We start from the raw sequence: 17,121 nt of genomic DNA, 5'->3' as shown, positions 1-17,121 counted from the left end.
AAATATGTCCAAGCTACTAAGCCCCGATTCCTCTCGTTTCTCACGCCCGGCCGGCGCTACCAGCCAGGCCGACGCCGTTTCCGAGCGCTACCGCCACGGCTCCCCCGCCGAGCTGGTTGCGGACATGGAAGCCATCGTCGGTCAAGAGAACGTGCACGGCCGGCTCAGCGACCTCGTGCGCTTTTCCTCTGATGCCGGCCCCTACCGATCCATCCCGAACATCGTGGTTTCCCCGCGCAACGCAGCGGACCTCGCTGCGCTCATGAAGTACTGCGATTCTCACGGTCGCCACATGACCTTCCGCGCAGCAGGAACGTCCCTGAACGGCCAGGCCATGGGCGATGACATCCTCGTCGATGTCAAGACCCACTTCGGCGGCATGGAAGTGCGCGAAGAAGGCCGCAAGCTGTGGTCGCGCCCCGGCGTCATCTTGGGCGATGCCCAGGCAGTACTCTCCCGCCATGGCTTCATGCTGGGGCCGGACCCGGGATCCACGTCCGTGTGCACCATCGGTGGCGTGCTGGCCGATAACTCCGGCGGCATGCGCTGCTCCTTGGAGCGCGATAGCTACCACAGCATCGAAGAGCTCATCTTCGTCTTGCCCTCCGGCACCATCGTGGATACGTCTCGTGGGGACGAGGCCTTCCGCAAGCAGGAGCCGAAGCTCCACGCTGATCTGCTGGCCTTCCGCGATAAGCTGCGCGCCAACACCGAGATGGTGAAGTTCCTGCGCACTAAGTTCTCTATTCGCAACACCAATGGACTGCGAATTGATGCCTTCCTCGATGAAGACGAACCCGTGCACATCCTTAAGCGCCTGCTCATCGGCTCCGAGGGCATCTTCGGTGCCATCACGGAATCCGTCATCCGCACGGTGAAGCTTCCGCGCGTGAAGGCCACGACCTGGGTCGAGCTGCCCAACCTCCGCGATGCCGCAAACTACGTGCACCCCATCATGGAGACCGGCGCGGAAGCCTGCGAGCTTCTGGTTGCCCCGGTCATGCGCCGCTCGGCCGAGCACTATGCGCACGCGCCGGAATCGTGGCGCAACCTCGATGATGACGCCGCAGCACTCCTCGTCGAGGTCGGCGGCAGCGACGAGGCAGACTTGGACAAGGCCATGGATCGCCTACGCACCGTGCTTGCCGACGCCCCACTACTGCGCCCCCTCGAATTCCTCACCACCGCAGAAGGTATGCGCGGAGCGTGGGAGCTGCGCAACGGCCTGTACGGCCTGCTGGGCGCGGACCGTCCGAACGGCACGGCGTACATTACCGAGGATGTCTGCTTCCCGCCTTCTCAGGTTGGCGAAGCCGCAGCGGACCTGTTGGACTTGCAGGCCAAGTATGGTTACCCGGAATCGGTTATGGGTCACGCTGCTTTTGGCAACCTGCACTTCTTCTTTACCCCGCGCTTCGATGTTGAGGAGGAGCGCGAATCCTATGCCGCGTTCTTGGATGATTTAGCCGAGCTGGTCATTGATAAGTACCAGGGCTCGATGAAGGCCGAGCACGGTACCGGCGTGAACATGGCCCCCTTCCTGGAGCACGAGTGGGGCACGGAGGCCTTCGAGCTGTTCTGGGAAGTCAAGAACATGATCGATCCCAAGAGCATCCTGGCACCGAACGTGAAGCTCACCCGGGACCAAACCATCCACCTGCGCAACTTCAAGTCCTTCCCCAAGGTCGAGGAAGAGATCAACCCGTGTGTGGAATGCGGTTTCTGTGAGCCTGTCTGCCCCTCCCGCCACGCCACGGTGACCCCGCGCCAGCGCATCGTGCTGCGCCGCGAGATGGCCCGGCAGGAAGAAGGCTCGGAGGTCTTGGCGCAGCTGCAGAAGGAGTATCAGTACGACGCCGTCGACATGTGCGCCGCCGACGGCACCTGCTCTATCCCCTGCCCGATTAGCATCGACACCGGCGCAGTGATGAAGCAGCTGCGCGCCCAGCAGGCCACCCCGGCCCGCGAGAAGGTGGCACTGACGACGGCACAGCGTTGGGAGTTGGTGGAAAGGCTTGCCCGCGCTGGCATCATCTCCGCCAACAAGATTCCCCACAAGCCCCTCGAGCTGGGCGCCAACATGGCACGTAACGTGGTAGCACCGGACTTGCTGCCCACCGTCCCGGGGCCGCTTCCGCAGGCCGCATCGCGTCTGCCGGAAACCCCGCGCGAGGGCGCTGGCGCGCTCTACTTCCCTGCCTGCATCAACCGCATCTTCGGCCGCCCAGCCGGAGCGGCTAAGGATTCGGTCGATCTCCCGCGCGCCATCGTGGAACTGGGACGCCGGGCTGGCCAGCCGGTGTGGATCCCCGAGGATGTCGCCGGCGATTGCTGTGGCACACCGTGGTCCTCCAAGGGCTACAAGGAAGGGTTTGAGTACCAAGCTCAAAAGATTGTGCGCGACCTCTGGCACTGGTCGGAGCACGGCCAGCTGCCCATCGTGGTCGATGCTGCCAGCTGCACCCACGGGTTGCTCGATTCGGTTCCTGAGGTGCTCTCCCCTGCCGACCGCAAGCTTTGGGAGGATCTGCGCATCCTCGATGTCGTGGAATGGCTCCGTGATGAAATCGCCCCGCACCTGCCCATCGTGAAAAACATGGGCTCCATCGCAGTCCACCCAACTTGCTCGACTGACCACATGGGCATGAGCCAGGCCCTGGTTGACCTGGCGAACCTCTGCGGTTCTGCCAAAGTCCCAGAGGGCGCGATGTGCTGTGGCTCCGCCGGTGACCGCGTCATGCTGCACCCGGAGCTCGTCGAGTCCGCCACGCGCGAAGAACGCGCTTCTCTCGACGCGGAGCACTTCGACGCCTTCGTCTCCGATAACCGCACCTGCGAGATGGGCCTGGAGATGATCTCCGGGCGGACCTATGAATCAATCGCAGTGCTGTTGGAGCGGGCCTCCCGTCCGGTCGTCACTCCATAAGCAACGCGCCGGTGGCAATACTCCTCGGCGGGAGCTCTGCCACCGGCGCAACAGATGTGGTGGAGCCGGGTTAGAGATAGTCGTAATTGATTTCGGTGTCCGGGGCGAAAAACACGCACCCGCCCTTCATCGGGCGAAGGTAGATCGTGTCGCCTTGGTGCACGTCAATGCCGCGCGGCACCTTCACCGTGATGCGGTCACCGCGGACCACGGTCCCGTCATTGGCCGACTCTTCGCGACCACCATAGACGTACAGCTCGGAGCCTAAGTGCTCCACGATATCGACCCTAACCGGTATCCCATACTCTTCACCTGGTTGGTTGACGCCGATGATTTCCCAGTTCTCTGGGCGCACACCAACGAGGACGTGATCCGCTCCCACCTTCGCGGCCTGTTCCTGTGGCATGTAGTAGTCCAGCGCCTGGTCTTTGCCGCTGACGACGCGACCGTCAACGAAGGGGACGTTGTCGATGAGAGTCATAGCCGGCGAACCGATGAACGTCGCGACGAAGGAATTACCGGGGTTCTCATACAGTGTTTTAGGTGGGGCGACCTGCTGAATAATGCCCTGTTTGAGGACACACACGCGATCCCCCATGGTCATTGCCTCAGTTTGGTCGTGGGTGACATAGACCGTGGTGGTGTTAAGCTCGCGCTGCAGTTGAAGGATCTGCGCACGCGTGGATACGCGGAGCTTCGCATCCAGGTTGGAGAGGGGCTCATCCATGAGAAAGACCTTGGGCTGGCGCACGATAGCGCGCCCCATGGCCACACGCTGGCGCTGGCCACCCGACATTGCGGAGGGCTTGCGATCGATAAGGTCCTCCAGCTCCAGCATTTTCGCAGCGAAGCTCACGCGCTCTTCGATGGTTGCCTTATCCACCTTGGCATTTTGCAATGCAAACGCCATGTTCTGACGTGCTGTCATGTTGGGGTACAGCGCATAGGACTGGAACACCATGGCTACATCGCGGTCCCGCGAGCGGGTCTCGGTAACGTCGGCCCCGTCGATGAAGATCTGGCCTTCGTCGATTGGCTCAAGGCCAGCAAGCATGCGCAATGTCGTGGACTTGCCGCAACCAGACGGTCCGACGAGTACTAGAAACTCGCCGTCCTTGATATCGAGGTTAATGCGGCTGACCGCCGGTGGCTTTTTCGGGTCATAAATCCTGGAAGCCTGACGGAATTCAACAGTAGCCATGGTGTCCTTTCAAACGATCCGAAGTGTTACTTGAGCTTCGGGGTGATGTCGCGGTCGATAACGCTCTGCGTCTCCTTCTGCAGGTCGCCGAATGCGGACTCCACATCCTCATTGCCCACAGTGATGCGGTCGAGAACACCACCGATGCGCTGTCCGCCGCCCGGCACGAAGACGCGAGCGTAATCCTGCGGCTTGGTGTTCTCGTTGAGCTGCTCGATTGCCGTCTGGGCGTTCGGGTTCTCCTCCAAGAACTTCTTCTCCTCCGGATCATCCAGGGCGTCCTTGCGCACCGGCATGTAACCCGTCTTCTGGGAGAACTTGATGGTGTTCTCGGTGTTCGTCAGGAAGTCAATGAACTTGACCGCGTTAGCCTTGCGCTCGTCAGAGATTCCAGCCGGCACTGCCAGACCAGCACCACCGGTGGCTGCCGAAGGACCAGGGCCTGGCAGGTAGGTGGTGATGAATGGAATCGTCGCCGTCTCCTTCAGGCCGCCCAGAGAACCAGTGGACTCCAGCAGTCCAGAGGCCTTGCCAGAGCCGAAGGCTACGGTCGGGTCAGTGGAGATTTCGATGTGACCGGCCTTGACCTGGTCCTGCAAGAACTTGCCAGCCTCGATGGACTCCTTCGACGTAAAGTTCGGTTCCCACTCATCAGAGTAAGAGCCACCGAAGGCCCAAATCATGCCCTGGAAGTACCAGTCGAGGTAGTTGGATCCATCCGGAACGGTGACGGCCGGCTTGTCGAGCTTGTCCTTGATCTTGGTGGCCCACTCGTCGAACTCTTCCCAGTCCTTCGGGCCACGGTCGGTAGGAAGTCCAGCTGCCTTGAGGTCATCGGTGTTCCAGTACATCAGGTTCGTGGAGCGGGAGTACGGAACGCCGTAGTGCTTGTCCTTGTAGTTGTAGTCTTCGCGCAGGGTGTCGACGTAGCCCTCATAGTCAATGTCGTTCATCTCCCACAGCTCATCGAGCGGCGTCGTGGCCTCATTCAGCGCGAAGTTGAACCACGTGACGTCAGAAGCAACGAGGACGTCGGGAAGGTCGCCACCTGCGAGGGCAGCGTTGAAGCGCTGTGCAACTTCCTCGTAGTTGGAACCTGCGGTAACCAGTTCGACCTTCAGATCTGGGTTCTCCTTCTCGAACTCATCAATGAGCTCTTGCTCTATGTCACGGGAAGAACCCGGGTGGTTGGACCAGAAGGTGATGGTGTTGGCGTCTCCGCCGTCCTTTGAGTCGTTCCCTGCGGTGGTCGAACCACCTGCACAGGCGGTCAAGGACGCTGTGGTGAGAAGTGCCGCGCAGGCGGCAACGATACGAGTAGAAATCTTACGAGACATGGGGAGGTTCTCCTTGAGAAGTGAAGAGTTCAGGGGACTTGTTCGAGTTGGGCGTCGGGATAGCAGGCAGGCTAGCCCTTGACTGCTCCAGCAGTCAGGCCCTTAATCATCGGCTTCTGGAGTATGAGGAAGATGATGATCATGGGCAGGGTTGTCAGCACGGTGCCGGCCATCACCGGCGCCCAGTTGGTCACGCCTTCCGCGTCCTGCAAGCGGGTTAGGCCCACCGGAAGGGTGGCTGCAGCCGGTGTATCCGTAATCAGGAAAGGCCACAGGTATTGGTTCCACTCATTGACCACGGTGATCAGGACGAACGCGGACAGCGTTGGCCACGACATGGGCAGGACCACTCGGAACAAGGTTGTGAAGAATCCTGCCCCGTCCATGCGCGCGGCCTCGAGAATCTCCGGGGGCAATGATTGGAAGTGATTGCGCATGAGGAAGGCACCGAACGCCACGCCCGCCAACGGGATGATGACTCCGGCGTAGGTGTCTCTCCAACCCCATGACGCAACCAGCGAGTAATTGGAAATAATGGTGATCTGGTTGGGCACCATCAGCGAGGCGATGATGAGCAAGAACAGCAGATTCCGGCCGGGGAAGCGAATGAATGCGAAGGCATAGGCAGTCAGCACTCCGAGGACTACCTCCACCACCGTGAGAATCAGCGTGATGATGATGGAGTTTCTCAGGTAGCTCGAAAAGCCAGAAGTCTGCCAGACATAGGAATAGTTTTCTGCCTTAAAAGGATTAGGCCAGAAGGAAATCGGATCCGAATACACATCCTGGAAAGACTTAAAGCTGGTGATGAAGATGAAGTACAGCGGCACCATAATCATCAGCACTGTCAGTACCAAGGCAATGTAGCCGACGACCTTCGTTGCTGGATGACCGTGATCAACCGGCTCACCTTTACGCTTGCGCTGGGCCTCGGTGATGACTGGTGCTGCGAGGGACTGCGAACCAGGAACCGGCGGCAGCTCTCCTTTCGCTTGCGGGAGCCCTACCTTGATAGAAGCCGGAATCGCGCGTTTTTCGGACATTTACTTATCCATCCTTTCCTGCAACTTGATCTGCAGCACCGTAATGACAAGCACGACGAGGAACATGATGGTGGCCACGGCAGCGCCATAGCCGGCACGGTTGTTGATGAACGTCTCTTGGTACACCTGGAAAACCATCGTGGAGGTTCCGTAACCAAACGGTCCACCGCCGGTCATCGCGTTGATGATGTCGAAGACCTGGAAGGAATTGAGCAGCACAGTGATTAACAGGAAAAACGTGGTACCGCGAAGCTGTGGCAGGACCACGCGGAAGAAATGTCGCACGGCCGGAGTGCCGTCAATCTCAGAGGCCTCATCGAGATCGCGGCGGCGCCCCTGCAGGGCAGCAAGATAGATGACGAAAACGTAGCCCACGTTCTTCCACACGTAGGTCACCGTAATCATGAACAGTGCCCAGTTCTGCTGCTGGTAGAAGTTCGGCACATCGACCCCGAGAAGACCCAAAAAGTATTGAATGAGCCCGTAGTTAGGATCGAAGACGAACTGAAAGGCAACGCCAATCGCCGCGCCAGCGATGACATAGGGCGCGAAAACCATTGAGCGCACAGCCGCACGGCCAAACAGTTTCTGATCCAGAAGCAATGCCAGCGCTAGCCCCAGAACCATCGAACCGACCACCGCGAAGAAGGTGAAGACGACAGTGTTGAACACCACGCGTCCAGTATCTGGCGCCTAGAACCAGTCGATGTAGTTCTGCAGACCGACAAAAGTCATCGTCGGCGATGAAATATTCCAGTTAAAGAAAGAGATGCGGATGTTATCGACCAGTGGTCGATAGGTGAAAAGAATGAGAAGGAGAAGGTTCGGGCCAATCAGCAATGCCGCTAGGCCGATCTGGCGCCAGTCAAGCTTTCGCTTGCGTGGGTGGCGCGCGTACTCCTCGGAGACGATCGGCTTCTCGTTAACAGGAGGGATCGCAGCCGTTCGCCCGCTCGCGGGGATGGTTTTTGCCATGCAGAAGAAACTAGACCAAGGCAGTAAACAGAAGGTTTACTCAACGTTTTGATTGAATAAACAAAAAGAAAATTCCAGGAGCCTAGCCCCCAAAAGCCCTCCCTGTGCGTGGGGTACGTCACACAAAGCACGGGAGAAAGAACTCCATAGAAACTCCCGGGCAAGAAAGCGCCACCATCTTTCCAGCTAGACCTTTTCGGGGATGAACACAACGGCCACGGGCGTAGCTTGGCGCTAACTCGCCGAGCGCACAACGTCGAGTGCTAGCTCTGGCAAGTCCGTTGCCATGAGCTCTATCCCATTGTTACGGCACCACTCCATGTCCTTCGGTAAGTTCACCGTCCATACGTAGGAGTGACTGTCGACGTCTGCAAAGAAGTCAGCGTCCAACCGCGCCTGGCGAATGGAAGGCCCGAAGCCCGAAGCGCCCTCGAGGGAATCTGGTAGTCCCGCATCCGGTTCCAAAAGAAGAAAGGAGCGCAGGGATGGCAATAGGTTTCGAAATCGCGCAATTGCTTCAGGGTTAAAGGAAATCAGACTGAACCGTGGATCGGCATCGAGATGTCGGTTGCGTAGGACTTCGGCCACCGACTCTTCGAGTCGCGCCCCGAAAGGAGACGGGTGCTTCGTCTCGATGAGCAGCTGCTTTCCGGGGTATGACTCGATGAGGTCCACCAGTTCGTCGAGAAGCAGAATGCGTTGGGGATCCTCGTCGGTACCAAAGTTGAGTGTGCGCAGCTCCTCCAGTGTCATGTCACCGACAGAGCCTGTGCCGTCCGACGTCCTATCCACAGTCTGGTCGTGGATAACCACTACCTCCCCGTCCTTGGTCAGGTTGACGTCGCACTCCACACCGGCCACCTCAAGCTTGAGAGCCTCCTCGAAGGCACGGTACGTATTCTCCGGGAACCATCCGTTATACCCTCGGTGCGCGATAATTCCTGTGCGGTCTGCCATGTTCTTTCCCTCCGGGCCGCAAAGTGGTTGTGCTTCTGGCGCCGCCCAGTGTAGACCGCTAACGGCGGCCTCCGCGGTTGCGGTGCGTCGCCACCACGTGCACGGCATCCAGCATTCCTAAGGTGAACAGCGCCTCGCGGAGAGCGAACTGGAAGGTCCAGAGGCGGCGGAAAACCTGGTCGAAGCCCGCTGCCGCCGCTTCGCGGCGCCGCCCATCGAAGAAACTGCGCTGGTAGCGAAGCGTTTCCAGGTAGTGGCTTCCGGTGTGGGTCTGAGCGATGATGCGCAGGTTGGAACGCCTATCAAAGAGTCGGTGTGTCTCCTCGATCGTCGGATAGTCTAATCCGGGCCAAATATAGGCGCGCAGAACCTGAATCGCAGACCGAGCGGCCGGGGTCATCGCGTCGGTGGCGAACAACGAGGCCACAGCCACACGCCCACCGCTGACCAGCGAGCGATCCAGCATCTGTACGTAGCGCCGGCGCTCGGGGGGCGATAGCGTCTCTAGCTTCTCCACGCTGACAATCGCGTCATAGCGCCCGCGCCACTTCTTCGGATTGGGCAACGCCGTTTCGATGCCCTGCACATGGACAGAGTCGGCGGCGCCTTCGAGAAGCAGTTGTTCGTCGAACAGCGCCTGCTGCTCTGTGTCGCCCGTAAGGACGTCAACGGTGGCGCGCCGGGCAACGGCTTGTACTGCTACCTGCAGCCCAGTCGCCGGGTACACCAGAAGGTGTGTGCCGGCGCCGGTGCGGGTGGCATCGAGAAGCCACTGTGCAGCGCGGCGCTGTGCATCACCCAAGTCCTCGCGGTCCGTGTGCGTAGGCTCGGTCACGCTCGTCACATCGACGAAGTGCTCCTTGGGTTCCTTGCTCCCCATCCGCGCGCTATAGCTGCGGACCGCCTCGCGCACCGTGGTGGGAACGCCGCTAGCGAAAATTCCGCCCGAATGGCTCAAGGAGTCACCCGCGTACAGCTTCACCACATCGAGGGGTAGCTCGCCGGGACTCGAAGTCTCGACCGCCAGCTCCTTCGCTTTCGGCCGATACCCCACCCCCAACAGCCGCAGGAGAACCTTGACCAAGCGATCGGAATCGGGCGTCGTCCACTCCCCTGCCATATAAGACTCAGCCAGGCCCAGCCAGCCCGAGTCGGCGATGCGGGAAAAGAGAGCGTCGTGAAGCACAGCCAGATCCGGCTCCTCGCCTTCCAGCTCCACCCCTGCTTTGGCGCAGGCCTGCGCAAACTCCGCTTCAGTCCGGCCGCCCGTAAAGCGCAGCAAACGCGGTGAGGGCACGGTTGCTACGCCGGGCCACGTCGCAGCGTCAATCGATGCCAAGTGGGAATACACGCTCTAGCCAGCCTTCCTCATCGCACACACGTATTTACTTAGAGTAAAACCAGCGGGCCACGAAGAGGTGGAGGCGCGGCCCAAAAAGCCAGTTAATAACCCATAAAGTATGCATGTACCGCTAGAAAGGTTTAGACTGACTCGGGTAAAATAATCAAGCTTTCTTCAGGAAGGTATTCAATCACCATGGCGCAAACTCCCCACCGCCCTAGTAACGGCCGCCACCACGTCGTTGTTATCGGTGCCGGCTTCGGCGGCATCAACGCCGTTAAGAAGCTCAAGAACGCGGATGTTGAGATCACCCTCATCGACAAGAAGAACCACCACCTCTTCCAGCCGATGCTCTACCAGGTAGCCACCGGCGTCATTTCCGCCGGCGAAATCGCCCCGTCCACGCGTCAGCTCCTGCGCCATCAGGACAACGTCAACTTCGTCAACGGCGAAGTCACTGACATCAATATCAAGGAACAGACCGTCTCCGCAGAACTTGACGGCGCTGTTCGCACCTACGGCTACGACTCCCTCATCGTCGCCGCCGGCGCTGGCCAGTCCTACTTCGGCAACGACCACTTTGCCGAGCACGCGCCGGGCATGAAGACGCTTGACGACGCCCTCGAGATCCGCTCCCGCATCATCTCCGCCTTCGAGAAGGCTGAGTTGGAAGAGGATCCTGCCAAGCGTGAAAAGCTACTGACCTTCGTCATCGTCGGCGCTGGCCCGACTGGCGTTGAGCTCACCGGCCAGATCGCCGAGCTGGCCCAGCGCACCTTCGCTGGCACCTACTCCAACTTTGGTTCCTCCTCCGCCAAGATTTACCTCCTGGATGGTGCGCCGCAGGTGCTTCCTCCGTTTGGCAAGCGCCTCGGCCGCAAGGCTCAGCGCACCCTGGAGAAGCTGGGTGTTGACGTGCGCCTCAACGCCATGGTTACCGACGTCACCGCTGACGCCGTCACCTACAAGAACATGAAGACCGAGGAAGAGGTCACCATCGAGGCCGCGACCAAGATCTGGTCTGCAGGTGTCGCCGCTTCCCCGCTGGGCAAGCTTATTGCCGACCAGGCAGGCGTGGAGGCAGACCGGGCCGGCCGCGTCTCCGTCAACGAGGACCTCACGGTTGGTGAGTACAAGAACGTCTACATCGTCGGCGACATGGTTTCCCTCAACCGCCTTCCGGGTGTGGCCCAGGTGGCCATCCAGGGCGGCAACCACGTGGGCAAGCTCATCGAGGCCAAGATTGATGAGGAGTCCACCGCTAACGAGGCCGAGCCGTTTGAGTACTTCGACAAGGGCTCCATGGCCGTCATTTCCCGCTTCAACGCAGTGGTCAAGCTGGGCAAGACCGAGTTCGCTGGCTTCCCGGCCTGGATCTCCTGGCTCGGACTGCACATCTTCTACATCGTTGGCTTCCGCAGCCGCACCCTCGTTGCGCTGCACTGGCTGCTCAACGCCTTCTCGCGCGACCGCGGTAACCTGGAGATCACCCAGCAGCAGCGCGTTGCTCGCAACGTGATTGACCGCGACCTCCACTAGGTCTTACGCGTCTTATAAGGAGAGAGGAAATTTCCTCTCTCCTTTTTCTTTAGCCATGTACGGTAGACGAAAGAATAGCCAAGCTTAAGGAGAAACCGTGAGCCAACCTGCGCTGCCCCGTGTCCTCAGCATCGCCGGCACCGATCCGACGGGCGGCGCTGGTATTCACGCCGACCTCAAGTCCTTTGAGGCCGCTGGGGCCTACGGCATGGCCGTGGTGACCGCCCTGGTTGCGCAGAATACGCAGGGCGTGCGGGCTATCCACACACCACCGGTGGAGTTTCTGCGTGAGCAGCTGGCAAGCGTCAAGGACGACGTGACTATCGACGCCGTCAAGATCGGCATGCTGGGATCCGTCGCTATCACCGAAACGGTGAGCGACTTCATCGCTTCCCTCCCCGCGGGAGTGCCGGTGGTCTGTGATCCGGTCATGGTCGCCTCCAGCGGTGACCGCCTGCTCGAGCCGGAAGCGGAGCGCGCCGTACGGGAGCTGGCGCGCCGCGCGACCGTGGTCACACCCAACCTGCCGGAACTCGCTGTCCTCGCGGGCGTAGCAGAACCGCGCACCTTTGATGACGCTCTCTCTGTCGCAACCACCTGGGCCCGCGAGAATGACACGTGGGTCGTAGTCAAGGGCGGTCACCTCGATGGTGCCGAGGCCGATAACGCGACCGTAAGTCCTTCCGGCGATATCACGCGCGTGCCCTGCCCGCGGATTGATACGAAGAACACGCACGGCACGGGCTGCTCGCTGTCCTCAGCCCTAGCGGCGCGTTTGGGCGCGGGCGAATCCCTCGACGAAGCACTGGTTTGGGCCACCGAGTGGCTCCACGAGGCGATTGAGCATGCCGATGCGCTTCACGTCGGACACGGACACGGGCCCGTTGACCACGGCCACCGGCTCCGGCGCCTGGCTGCGGAGAAACAAAGTTAGCCCAGCAGATCGGCACCTGGACGAGTAAGCACGGCCACCATGAAGGTGGAGTTCTCTTTAAAGACCTTCATGTCCCACGAGGAGAAAATGAAATCGACTCGGTAGCCCACCGCGCGGGCCAGTTCGAGGAACTCCTCAAAGCCCCAGCCGCGGCCCTCGCCGAAACCGACGACGAAGCGGCCGCCGAGGCGAAGCGCGTTAAACACGTTGCGCAAGGCCGCCTCGCGCCCTTCGTTGGCGATAAAAGTCATGACGTTGCCCGCAGCCACGGCGATGTCGAAGTTGCCCTCCGGGATTTCCTCTTCCGAAAGGTCACCTACCTCCCAGCGGGCCTCCGGATAATCATTCACCGCGTGCTCAATCAAAATCGGGTCGACGTCCACGCCCACTACGGTATGCCCGCGCTTGGCCAACTCGCCGCCGAGCCGTCCGGAACCGCAGCCGGCGTCGAGGACGCGGGAGTGGCGTTCACTCATAGCGTCGATAAGCCGGGCTTCCCCGTCGATATCCTTACCCTGGGCCCGCAGCGTCTTCCATTTCCGTGCAAAGTTGTGGGAATGGGAGGGGTTCGCGGCAGTTACTTCTTTCCAGGTAGGCATGACAACGAGTATAGGCCTTTAGAGGTGTAAGATTTAGCCGCTCTGATAAAACGCCTATACGAAGCGAAGGAGGCTGAGACACGATGCCATCTGTACCGTCACCATTCAAGCCACGCAAGAAAAACACTGCCGGCAATAGTACGCCGAGTTTTTCCGTGCCCGTCGAGCGTGCCATTGAACACTGCCGAGTGTTCATCGACGGTGAGGCGCTGCCCGGTGAATTCACCCCGCACAGCGCGCTGCAAACCGTGGAAGAATACGGCCGCGGCTTCGTGTGGGTAGGCCTGCACGAGCCGCTCGAATCTCAGATGACGAAGGTAGCGGCTGAATTCCGCATCCACGAGCTCATCGTCGAGGACGTCGTCCAGGCGCACCAGCGTCCCAAGCTGGAGCGCTACGACGACCAGCTCTTCGTGGTGGCACGGTCGGTGAACTACCGCGACCACGACGAGGTCGCCGATAAACGCCAAATTATCTCCACTGGTGAAATCCAGATGATCATTGGTGCCACGTTCATTATCACGGTGCGCCACTCCGCCAAGCTGCCTAATCTCGCCTATGTGATCCAAGATGAGCAAGACCTCGTCGAGCAGGGCCCCATTTCGCTGGCGTGGAAGATCCTGGACATGATGGTGGACCGCTATTCGGAGATTTGCCGCCTCATCGCTATCGAGGTCGACGAATTAGAAGAAGAAATCTTCACCCCGAATTCGCTGCCCAACATCGACCGTATCTACATGTTCAAGCGCGAAATCTTGGAGATGAAGCACGCCATCGTGCCGCTTTCCCCAGCGTTGCGGGCGATGGTAGCGGACCACAAGGATCTCATTCCGAAGACGATTCGTTCCTATATCCGGGACGTCAACGACCACCAGCTGGTGGTCCAGGACCACGTGTCGGGGTTCGATGAGCGCTTGACCTCGCTTATCGACGCCTCCGTGGCCAAGATCAGCATGCAGCAGAACTCCGACATGCGCACGATCTCCGCGGTGGTTGGCATGTGGGCAGCGCCAACACTTGTAGCAGGTATCTATGGAATGAACTTCGACATCATGCCGGAGCTGCATTTCGCATGGGGCTATTACGGGGCAATTGGCCTCATGATCTTGGTGGTGGCCGGAATGTGGTGGTGGTTCCGGCGCAACAACTGGTTGTAGGGATTATTGCACCACCATGGTGCGCAACGTGGAAGCAGCGAGGAGTACATCGCCCTGGCTGATTTTCACTTCCCACAGCTGCGTGCGGCGGCCCTTGTACAGCGGCGTAGCGACAGCCGTGACGGTGCCTTCGGCAACGGGCTTGAGGAAATCTGTGTTGTTGTTCACGCCCACAACCGGCTTGCCCGCAAGGATCAGGCTGCCCACAGATGCGGTGGACTCCGTAATCGTGCAGAAAAGCCCTCCATTCGCCACGCCCCAGGGCTGGTGGTGATCCGGAACAACGTCAACCTCAGAGCGAATCTCATCAGCGGAGATGTGCGTGAAACGCAAACCAATGAGCCCGGCTAGGCCCTGCGGGTGAGAATTGATGAGCTGCAGTTCCTCGGCGTTAAGCGGCCGTGCCTGGGATACTGCTACGAGCTTTTCGAAGATTTCAGAGTGTTTCATGCCACACCAGGTTAGTGGATTTCGGTGACGTAGGATGGTTGACATGACTCAAACTGCTGAAAAGACAGATCTCGCTCAGATTGGTGTTGTGGGCCTAGCCGTCATGGGCTCCAACCTCGCGCGCAACTTCGCCCGCAACGGAAACACCGTCGCGGTCTACAACCGCAGCCCGGAGAAGACGCGCGCGCTTATCAGCGAGCATGGTGATGAAGGAACCTTCATCCCTTCCGAGACCGTTGAGGACTTCGTGGCCTCCTTGGAGCGCCCACGTAAGGCAATCATCATGGTGCAGGCGGGCGCGGCTACCGACGCCGTCATTAACCAGCTCGCCGAGGCCATGGATGAGGGCGACATCATCATCGACGGTGGCAATGCCTTGTTCACGGACACCATTCGCCGCGAGAAGGAGGTCGCAGCTCAGGGCCGTCACTTCGTCGGCGCGGGCATCTCCGGTGGCGAGGAAGGCGCGCTCAACGGCCCATCCATTATGCCCGGCGGTCCGGCCGAGTCCTGGGAAACTCTGGGGCCGATCCTGGAGTCCATCGCTGCTGAGGTGGACGGCACGCCGTGTGTCACTCACATCGGCCCGGATGGTGCGGGGCACTTCGTGAAGATGGTGCACAACGGCATTGAGTACGCCGACATGCAGGTCATCGGCGAGGCCTACCAGCTCCTTCGCTATGGCGCGGGCATGGAACCGGCTGAAATCGCTGAGGTCTTCCGCGAGTGGAATGCCGGCGACCTGGACTCCTACCTCATTGAGATCACCGCCGAGGTGCTGGCGCAAACCGATCCTGACACTGGTGCCCCGCTTGTCGACGTCATCGTGGACGCCGCCGGCCAGAAGGGCACCGGCCGCTGGACTGCCATTAACGGCCTCGAGCTTGGCGTCCCCATCACCGGCATTGCGGAATCCGTGTTCGCGCGTGCGCTCTCCTCGGCCACCGCGCAGCGCGCCGCCGCCCAAGAGGGGCAGCTGCCCTCCGGTACGATCACCGAGCTCAACGTGAACAAGGCGGAGTTCGTCGAGGACGTTCGCCGTGCGCTCTATGCCGCAAAGCTCATTGCCTATTCTCAGGGCTTTGATGAGATCAAGGCTGGTTCGGACGAGTTCGGCTGGAACGTCGACCCGCGCGACTTGGCCACCATCTGGCGTGGCGGCTGCATCATTCGCGCGAAGTTCCTCGACCGTATCCGTGAGGCTTATGACAATAACGCCGACCTTCCGGCCCTCATTCTGGACCCGTACTTCAAGGGTGAGCTGGAAAACCTGATTGACCCGTGGCGTCGCGTCGTTGTGGCTGCCACCCAGCTGGGGCTGCCGGTACCCGTGTTTGCTTCTTCTTTGTCCTACTACGACAGCCTGCGCGCCGAGCGCCTCCCTGCGGCCTTGATTCAGGGCCAGCGCGATTTCTTCGGCGCCCACACCTTCAAGCGCGTGGACCGCGAGGGCACCTTCCATATCGAATGGTCGGGTGACCGCTCACTCACCGAGATGTAGCTGCCAAGCCCCTCACCTGAGGGGCTTTTCTCGCACCAGCCCCACTACCCCTCTAACCAGGAGTTTTCTTCTTCCGGTTGCGGGGTACACGGTGCTGGTTTAATCTTCGTGCCCATGGGGGATATTGAAACCTACCTCCGCCTCCGCAACTCGGGGATTGCGCTGGTGGAACACATACCTGGCACACCCGACGAGCTCCGCGCGCTCGGCGCCGACCCAGCCGACGCCACAGAGCTTGCCGGCCTTAACCAGGTGTACTTCGGCCCCACCCGCTTTACCGGCAAACAGAAAAAGGCACGCGCTGCCGCCCTTCAACAACGCCACAGCCTGAGCACCCTCACACTCATCGAAACCTACGTGTCGAAGGTCAAGAAAACCCTGGATGCGTGGAACCTTAGAGCCAAACTCGCCGCCACACCAGCACACCGCATCCCCACCGTTGCTACCGCGCGGCTGAAAGAACTCACACGTAAAAGAACCGCGAAACCAGGTGTGCGCATCACCTACCGAGAGCAAGGCCCTAACACACTCTCCATTACCGATGACGCCACCACGATTGCCAACATGCGCGCAGTCTTAGAATCCACCAACAACACCGATCTGCTTCAAGCCGCCAACGACGTCTTCTTCACCCAAGCCACCGGCACCAAGCCTGCCGTGCGCACCCAAGTCATCGTCACGTTGAACGAGTTGGACCAGATCATCAACGGCAACGGGGACGAGATCGAACTCAACCTCACCAACGGCGCGCGCATGACAGGCGCTGAATTCCTCACCCACAAGTTTGCCGAAATCGGCTACGCCACCATCATCCACCCTGTCGAAGGACCCATCAACACCTGGCGGCTCGAGCGCGGAGCAAACCTCAACCAGCGCCTGACCCTCCACGCGGAATTCCACACCTGCTCAAGACCAGGCTGTAATAAACCAGCTGATTACTGCCAAGTCCATCATTTAGTGCCGTGGCAGGCGGGTGGCTACACCAACATTAAAAACCTCACTTTCCTGTGCGCCTACCACAACGGCATCAACGACGATGACCCACAAAGGCCTACTGGGCGCGGCTACATGTACCGGCTTAATACCGGGGTTAGCTTCATCCCACCGTGGGGTGCACCGATTACCGCAATGCCGGAATACCAAGAAGCACTAGCCAGACT

Annotated in this window: 12 protein-coding genes and 2 pseudogenes; 6 read left to right on the top strand and 8 right to left on the bottom strand. The window is 60.1% G+C overall.

Annotated features, from left to right (window positions below):
• Positions 1-4: 4 nt before the first annotated feature.
• Positions 5-2,926 carry an FAD-binding and (Fe-S)-binding domain-containing protein gene (locus HMPREF2993_RS12105; RefSeq protein WP_070702579.1) on the top strand — a complete coding sequence of 974 codons (2,922 nt, stop codon included), beginning with the start codon at positions 5-7 and terminating at the stop codon, positions 2,924-2,926.
• Between the two features lie 70 nt (positions 2,927-2,996).
• On the opposite strand, the gene HMPREF2993_RS12100 is transcribed toward HMPREF2993_RS12105, so the two are convergent.
• From HMPREF2993_RS12100 to HMPREF2993_RS12075, 6 genes and pseudogenes are all read right to left on the bottom strand, one after another.
• Positions 2,997-4,127 (bottom strand): ABC transporter ATP-binding protein, encoded by a 1,131-nt coding sequence (locus tag HMPREF2993_RS12100; RefSeq protein WP_049154656.1) that lies wholly within the window; start codon positions 4,125-4,127, stop codon positions 2,997-2,999.
• A gap of 26 nt (positions 4,128-4,153) precedes the next feature.
• The gene (locus HMPREF2993_RS12095; RefSeq protein ID WP_070512741.1) at positions 4,154-5,464 is read right to left on the bottom strand and encodes an ABC transporter substrate-binding protein; all 1,311 of its coding nucleotides are present in this window, start codon (positions 5,462-5,464) and stop codon (positions 4,154-4,156) included.
• A 71-nt stretch (positions 5,465-5,535) separates the two neighbouring features.
• Entirely contained in the window at positions 5,536-6,507 is a 972-nt protein-coding gene (locus tag HMPREF2993_RS12090) for a carbohydrate ABC transporter permease (protein WP_046649374.1), read from the bottom strand.
• Positions 6,508-7,482 (bottom strand): annotated as a pseudogene (locus tag HMPREF2993_RS12085) (carbohydrate ABC transporter permease).
• A 234-nt stretch (positions 7,483-7,716) separates the two neighbouring features.
• The gene (locus tag HMPREF2993_RS12080; RefSeq protein WP_070512744.1) at positions 7,717-8,439 is read right to left on the bottom strand and encodes a glycerophosphodiester phosphodiesterase; all 723 of its coding nucleotides are present in this window, start codon (positions 8,437-8,439) and stop codon (positions 7,717-7,719) included.
• 58 nt (positions 8,440-8,497) lie between these two features.
• Positions 8,498-9,790 carry a class I SAM-dependent methyltransferase gene (locus HMPREF2993_RS12075; protein ID WP_070702577.1) on the bottom strand — a complete coding sequence of 431 codons (1,293 nt, stop codon included), beginning with the start codon at positions 9,788-9,790 and terminating at the stop codon, positions 8,498-8,500.
• A 186-nt stretch (positions 9,791-9,976) separates the two neighbouring features.
• On the opposite strand from HMPREF2993_RS12075, the gene HMPREF2993_RS12070 reads away from it, so the two are divergent.
• Both HMPREF2993_RS12070 and thiD read left to right on the top strand, forming a co-directional pair.
• Complete coding sequence (locus HMPREF2993_RS12070; RefSeq protein ID WP_070702575.1) at positions 9,977-11,320, top strand: NAD(P)/FAD-dependent oxidoreductase; 1,344 nt, start codon at positions 9,977-9,979, stop codon at positions 11,318-11,320.
• Positions 11,321-11,417: 97 nt separating this feature from the next.
• A pseudogene (gene thiD / locus HMPREF2993_RS12065) lies at positions 11,418-12,233 on the top strand (bifunctional hydroxymethylpyrimidine kinase/phosphomethylpyrimidine kinase); the annotation flags it as partial.
• Positions 12,234-12,250: 17 nt separating this feature from the next.
• On the opposite strand, the gene HMPREF2993_RS12060 reads toward thiD, so the two are convergent.
• A complete protein-coding gene (locus tag HMPREF2993_RS12060; protein WP_070702573.1) occupies positions 12,251-12,853 on the bottom strand; it encodes a class I SAM-dependent methyltransferase in 603 nt (200 codons plus the stop codon).
• A gap of 83 nt (positions 12,854-12,936) precedes the next feature.
• Between HMPREF2993_RS12060 and corA the strand changes: the two genes are divergently transcribed.
• A complete protein-coding gene (corA, locus tag HMPREF2993_RS12055; protein ID WP_070702571.1) occupies positions 12,937-14,010 on the top strand; it encodes a magnesium/cobalt transporter CorA in 1,074 nt (357 codons plus the stop codon).
• Between the two features lie 3 nt (positions 14,011-14,013).
• On the opposite strand, the gene HMPREF2993_RS12050 is transcribed toward corA, so the two are convergent.
• Positions 14,014-14,460 (bottom strand): PaaI family thioesterase, encoded by a 447-nt coding sequence (locus HMPREF2993_RS12050; protein WP_049154649.1) that lies wholly within the window; start codon positions 14,458-14,460, stop codon positions 14,014-14,016.
• A gap of 43 nt (positions 14,461-14,503) precedes the next feature.
• Between HMPREF2993_RS12050 and gndA the strand changes: the two genes are divergently transcribed.
• Positions 14,504-15,961: an NADP-dependent phosphogluconate dehydrogenase gene (gndA, locus tag HMPREF2993_RS12045; protein ID WP_070512758.1), complete on the top strand. Its 1,458-nt coding sequence runs from the start codon at positions 14,504-14,506 to the stop codon at positions 15,959-15,961.
• 114 nt (positions 15,962-16,075) lie between these two features.
• On the top strand, positions 16,076-17,121 hold a 1,046-nt coding region (locus tag HMPREF2993_RS12040), incomplete at its 3' end, for an HNH endonuclease signature motif containing protein (protein WP_070702625.1).

This window comes from Corynebacterium sp. HMSC068G04, assembly GCF_001814885.1.
In the GTDB taxonomy this organism is placed as follows: domain Bacteria; phylum Actinomycetota; class Actinomycetes; order Mycobacteriales; family Mycobacteriaceae; genus Corynebacterium; species Corynebacterium hiratae.
This window is presented reverse-complemented; position numbering and strand designations above follow the sequence as displayed.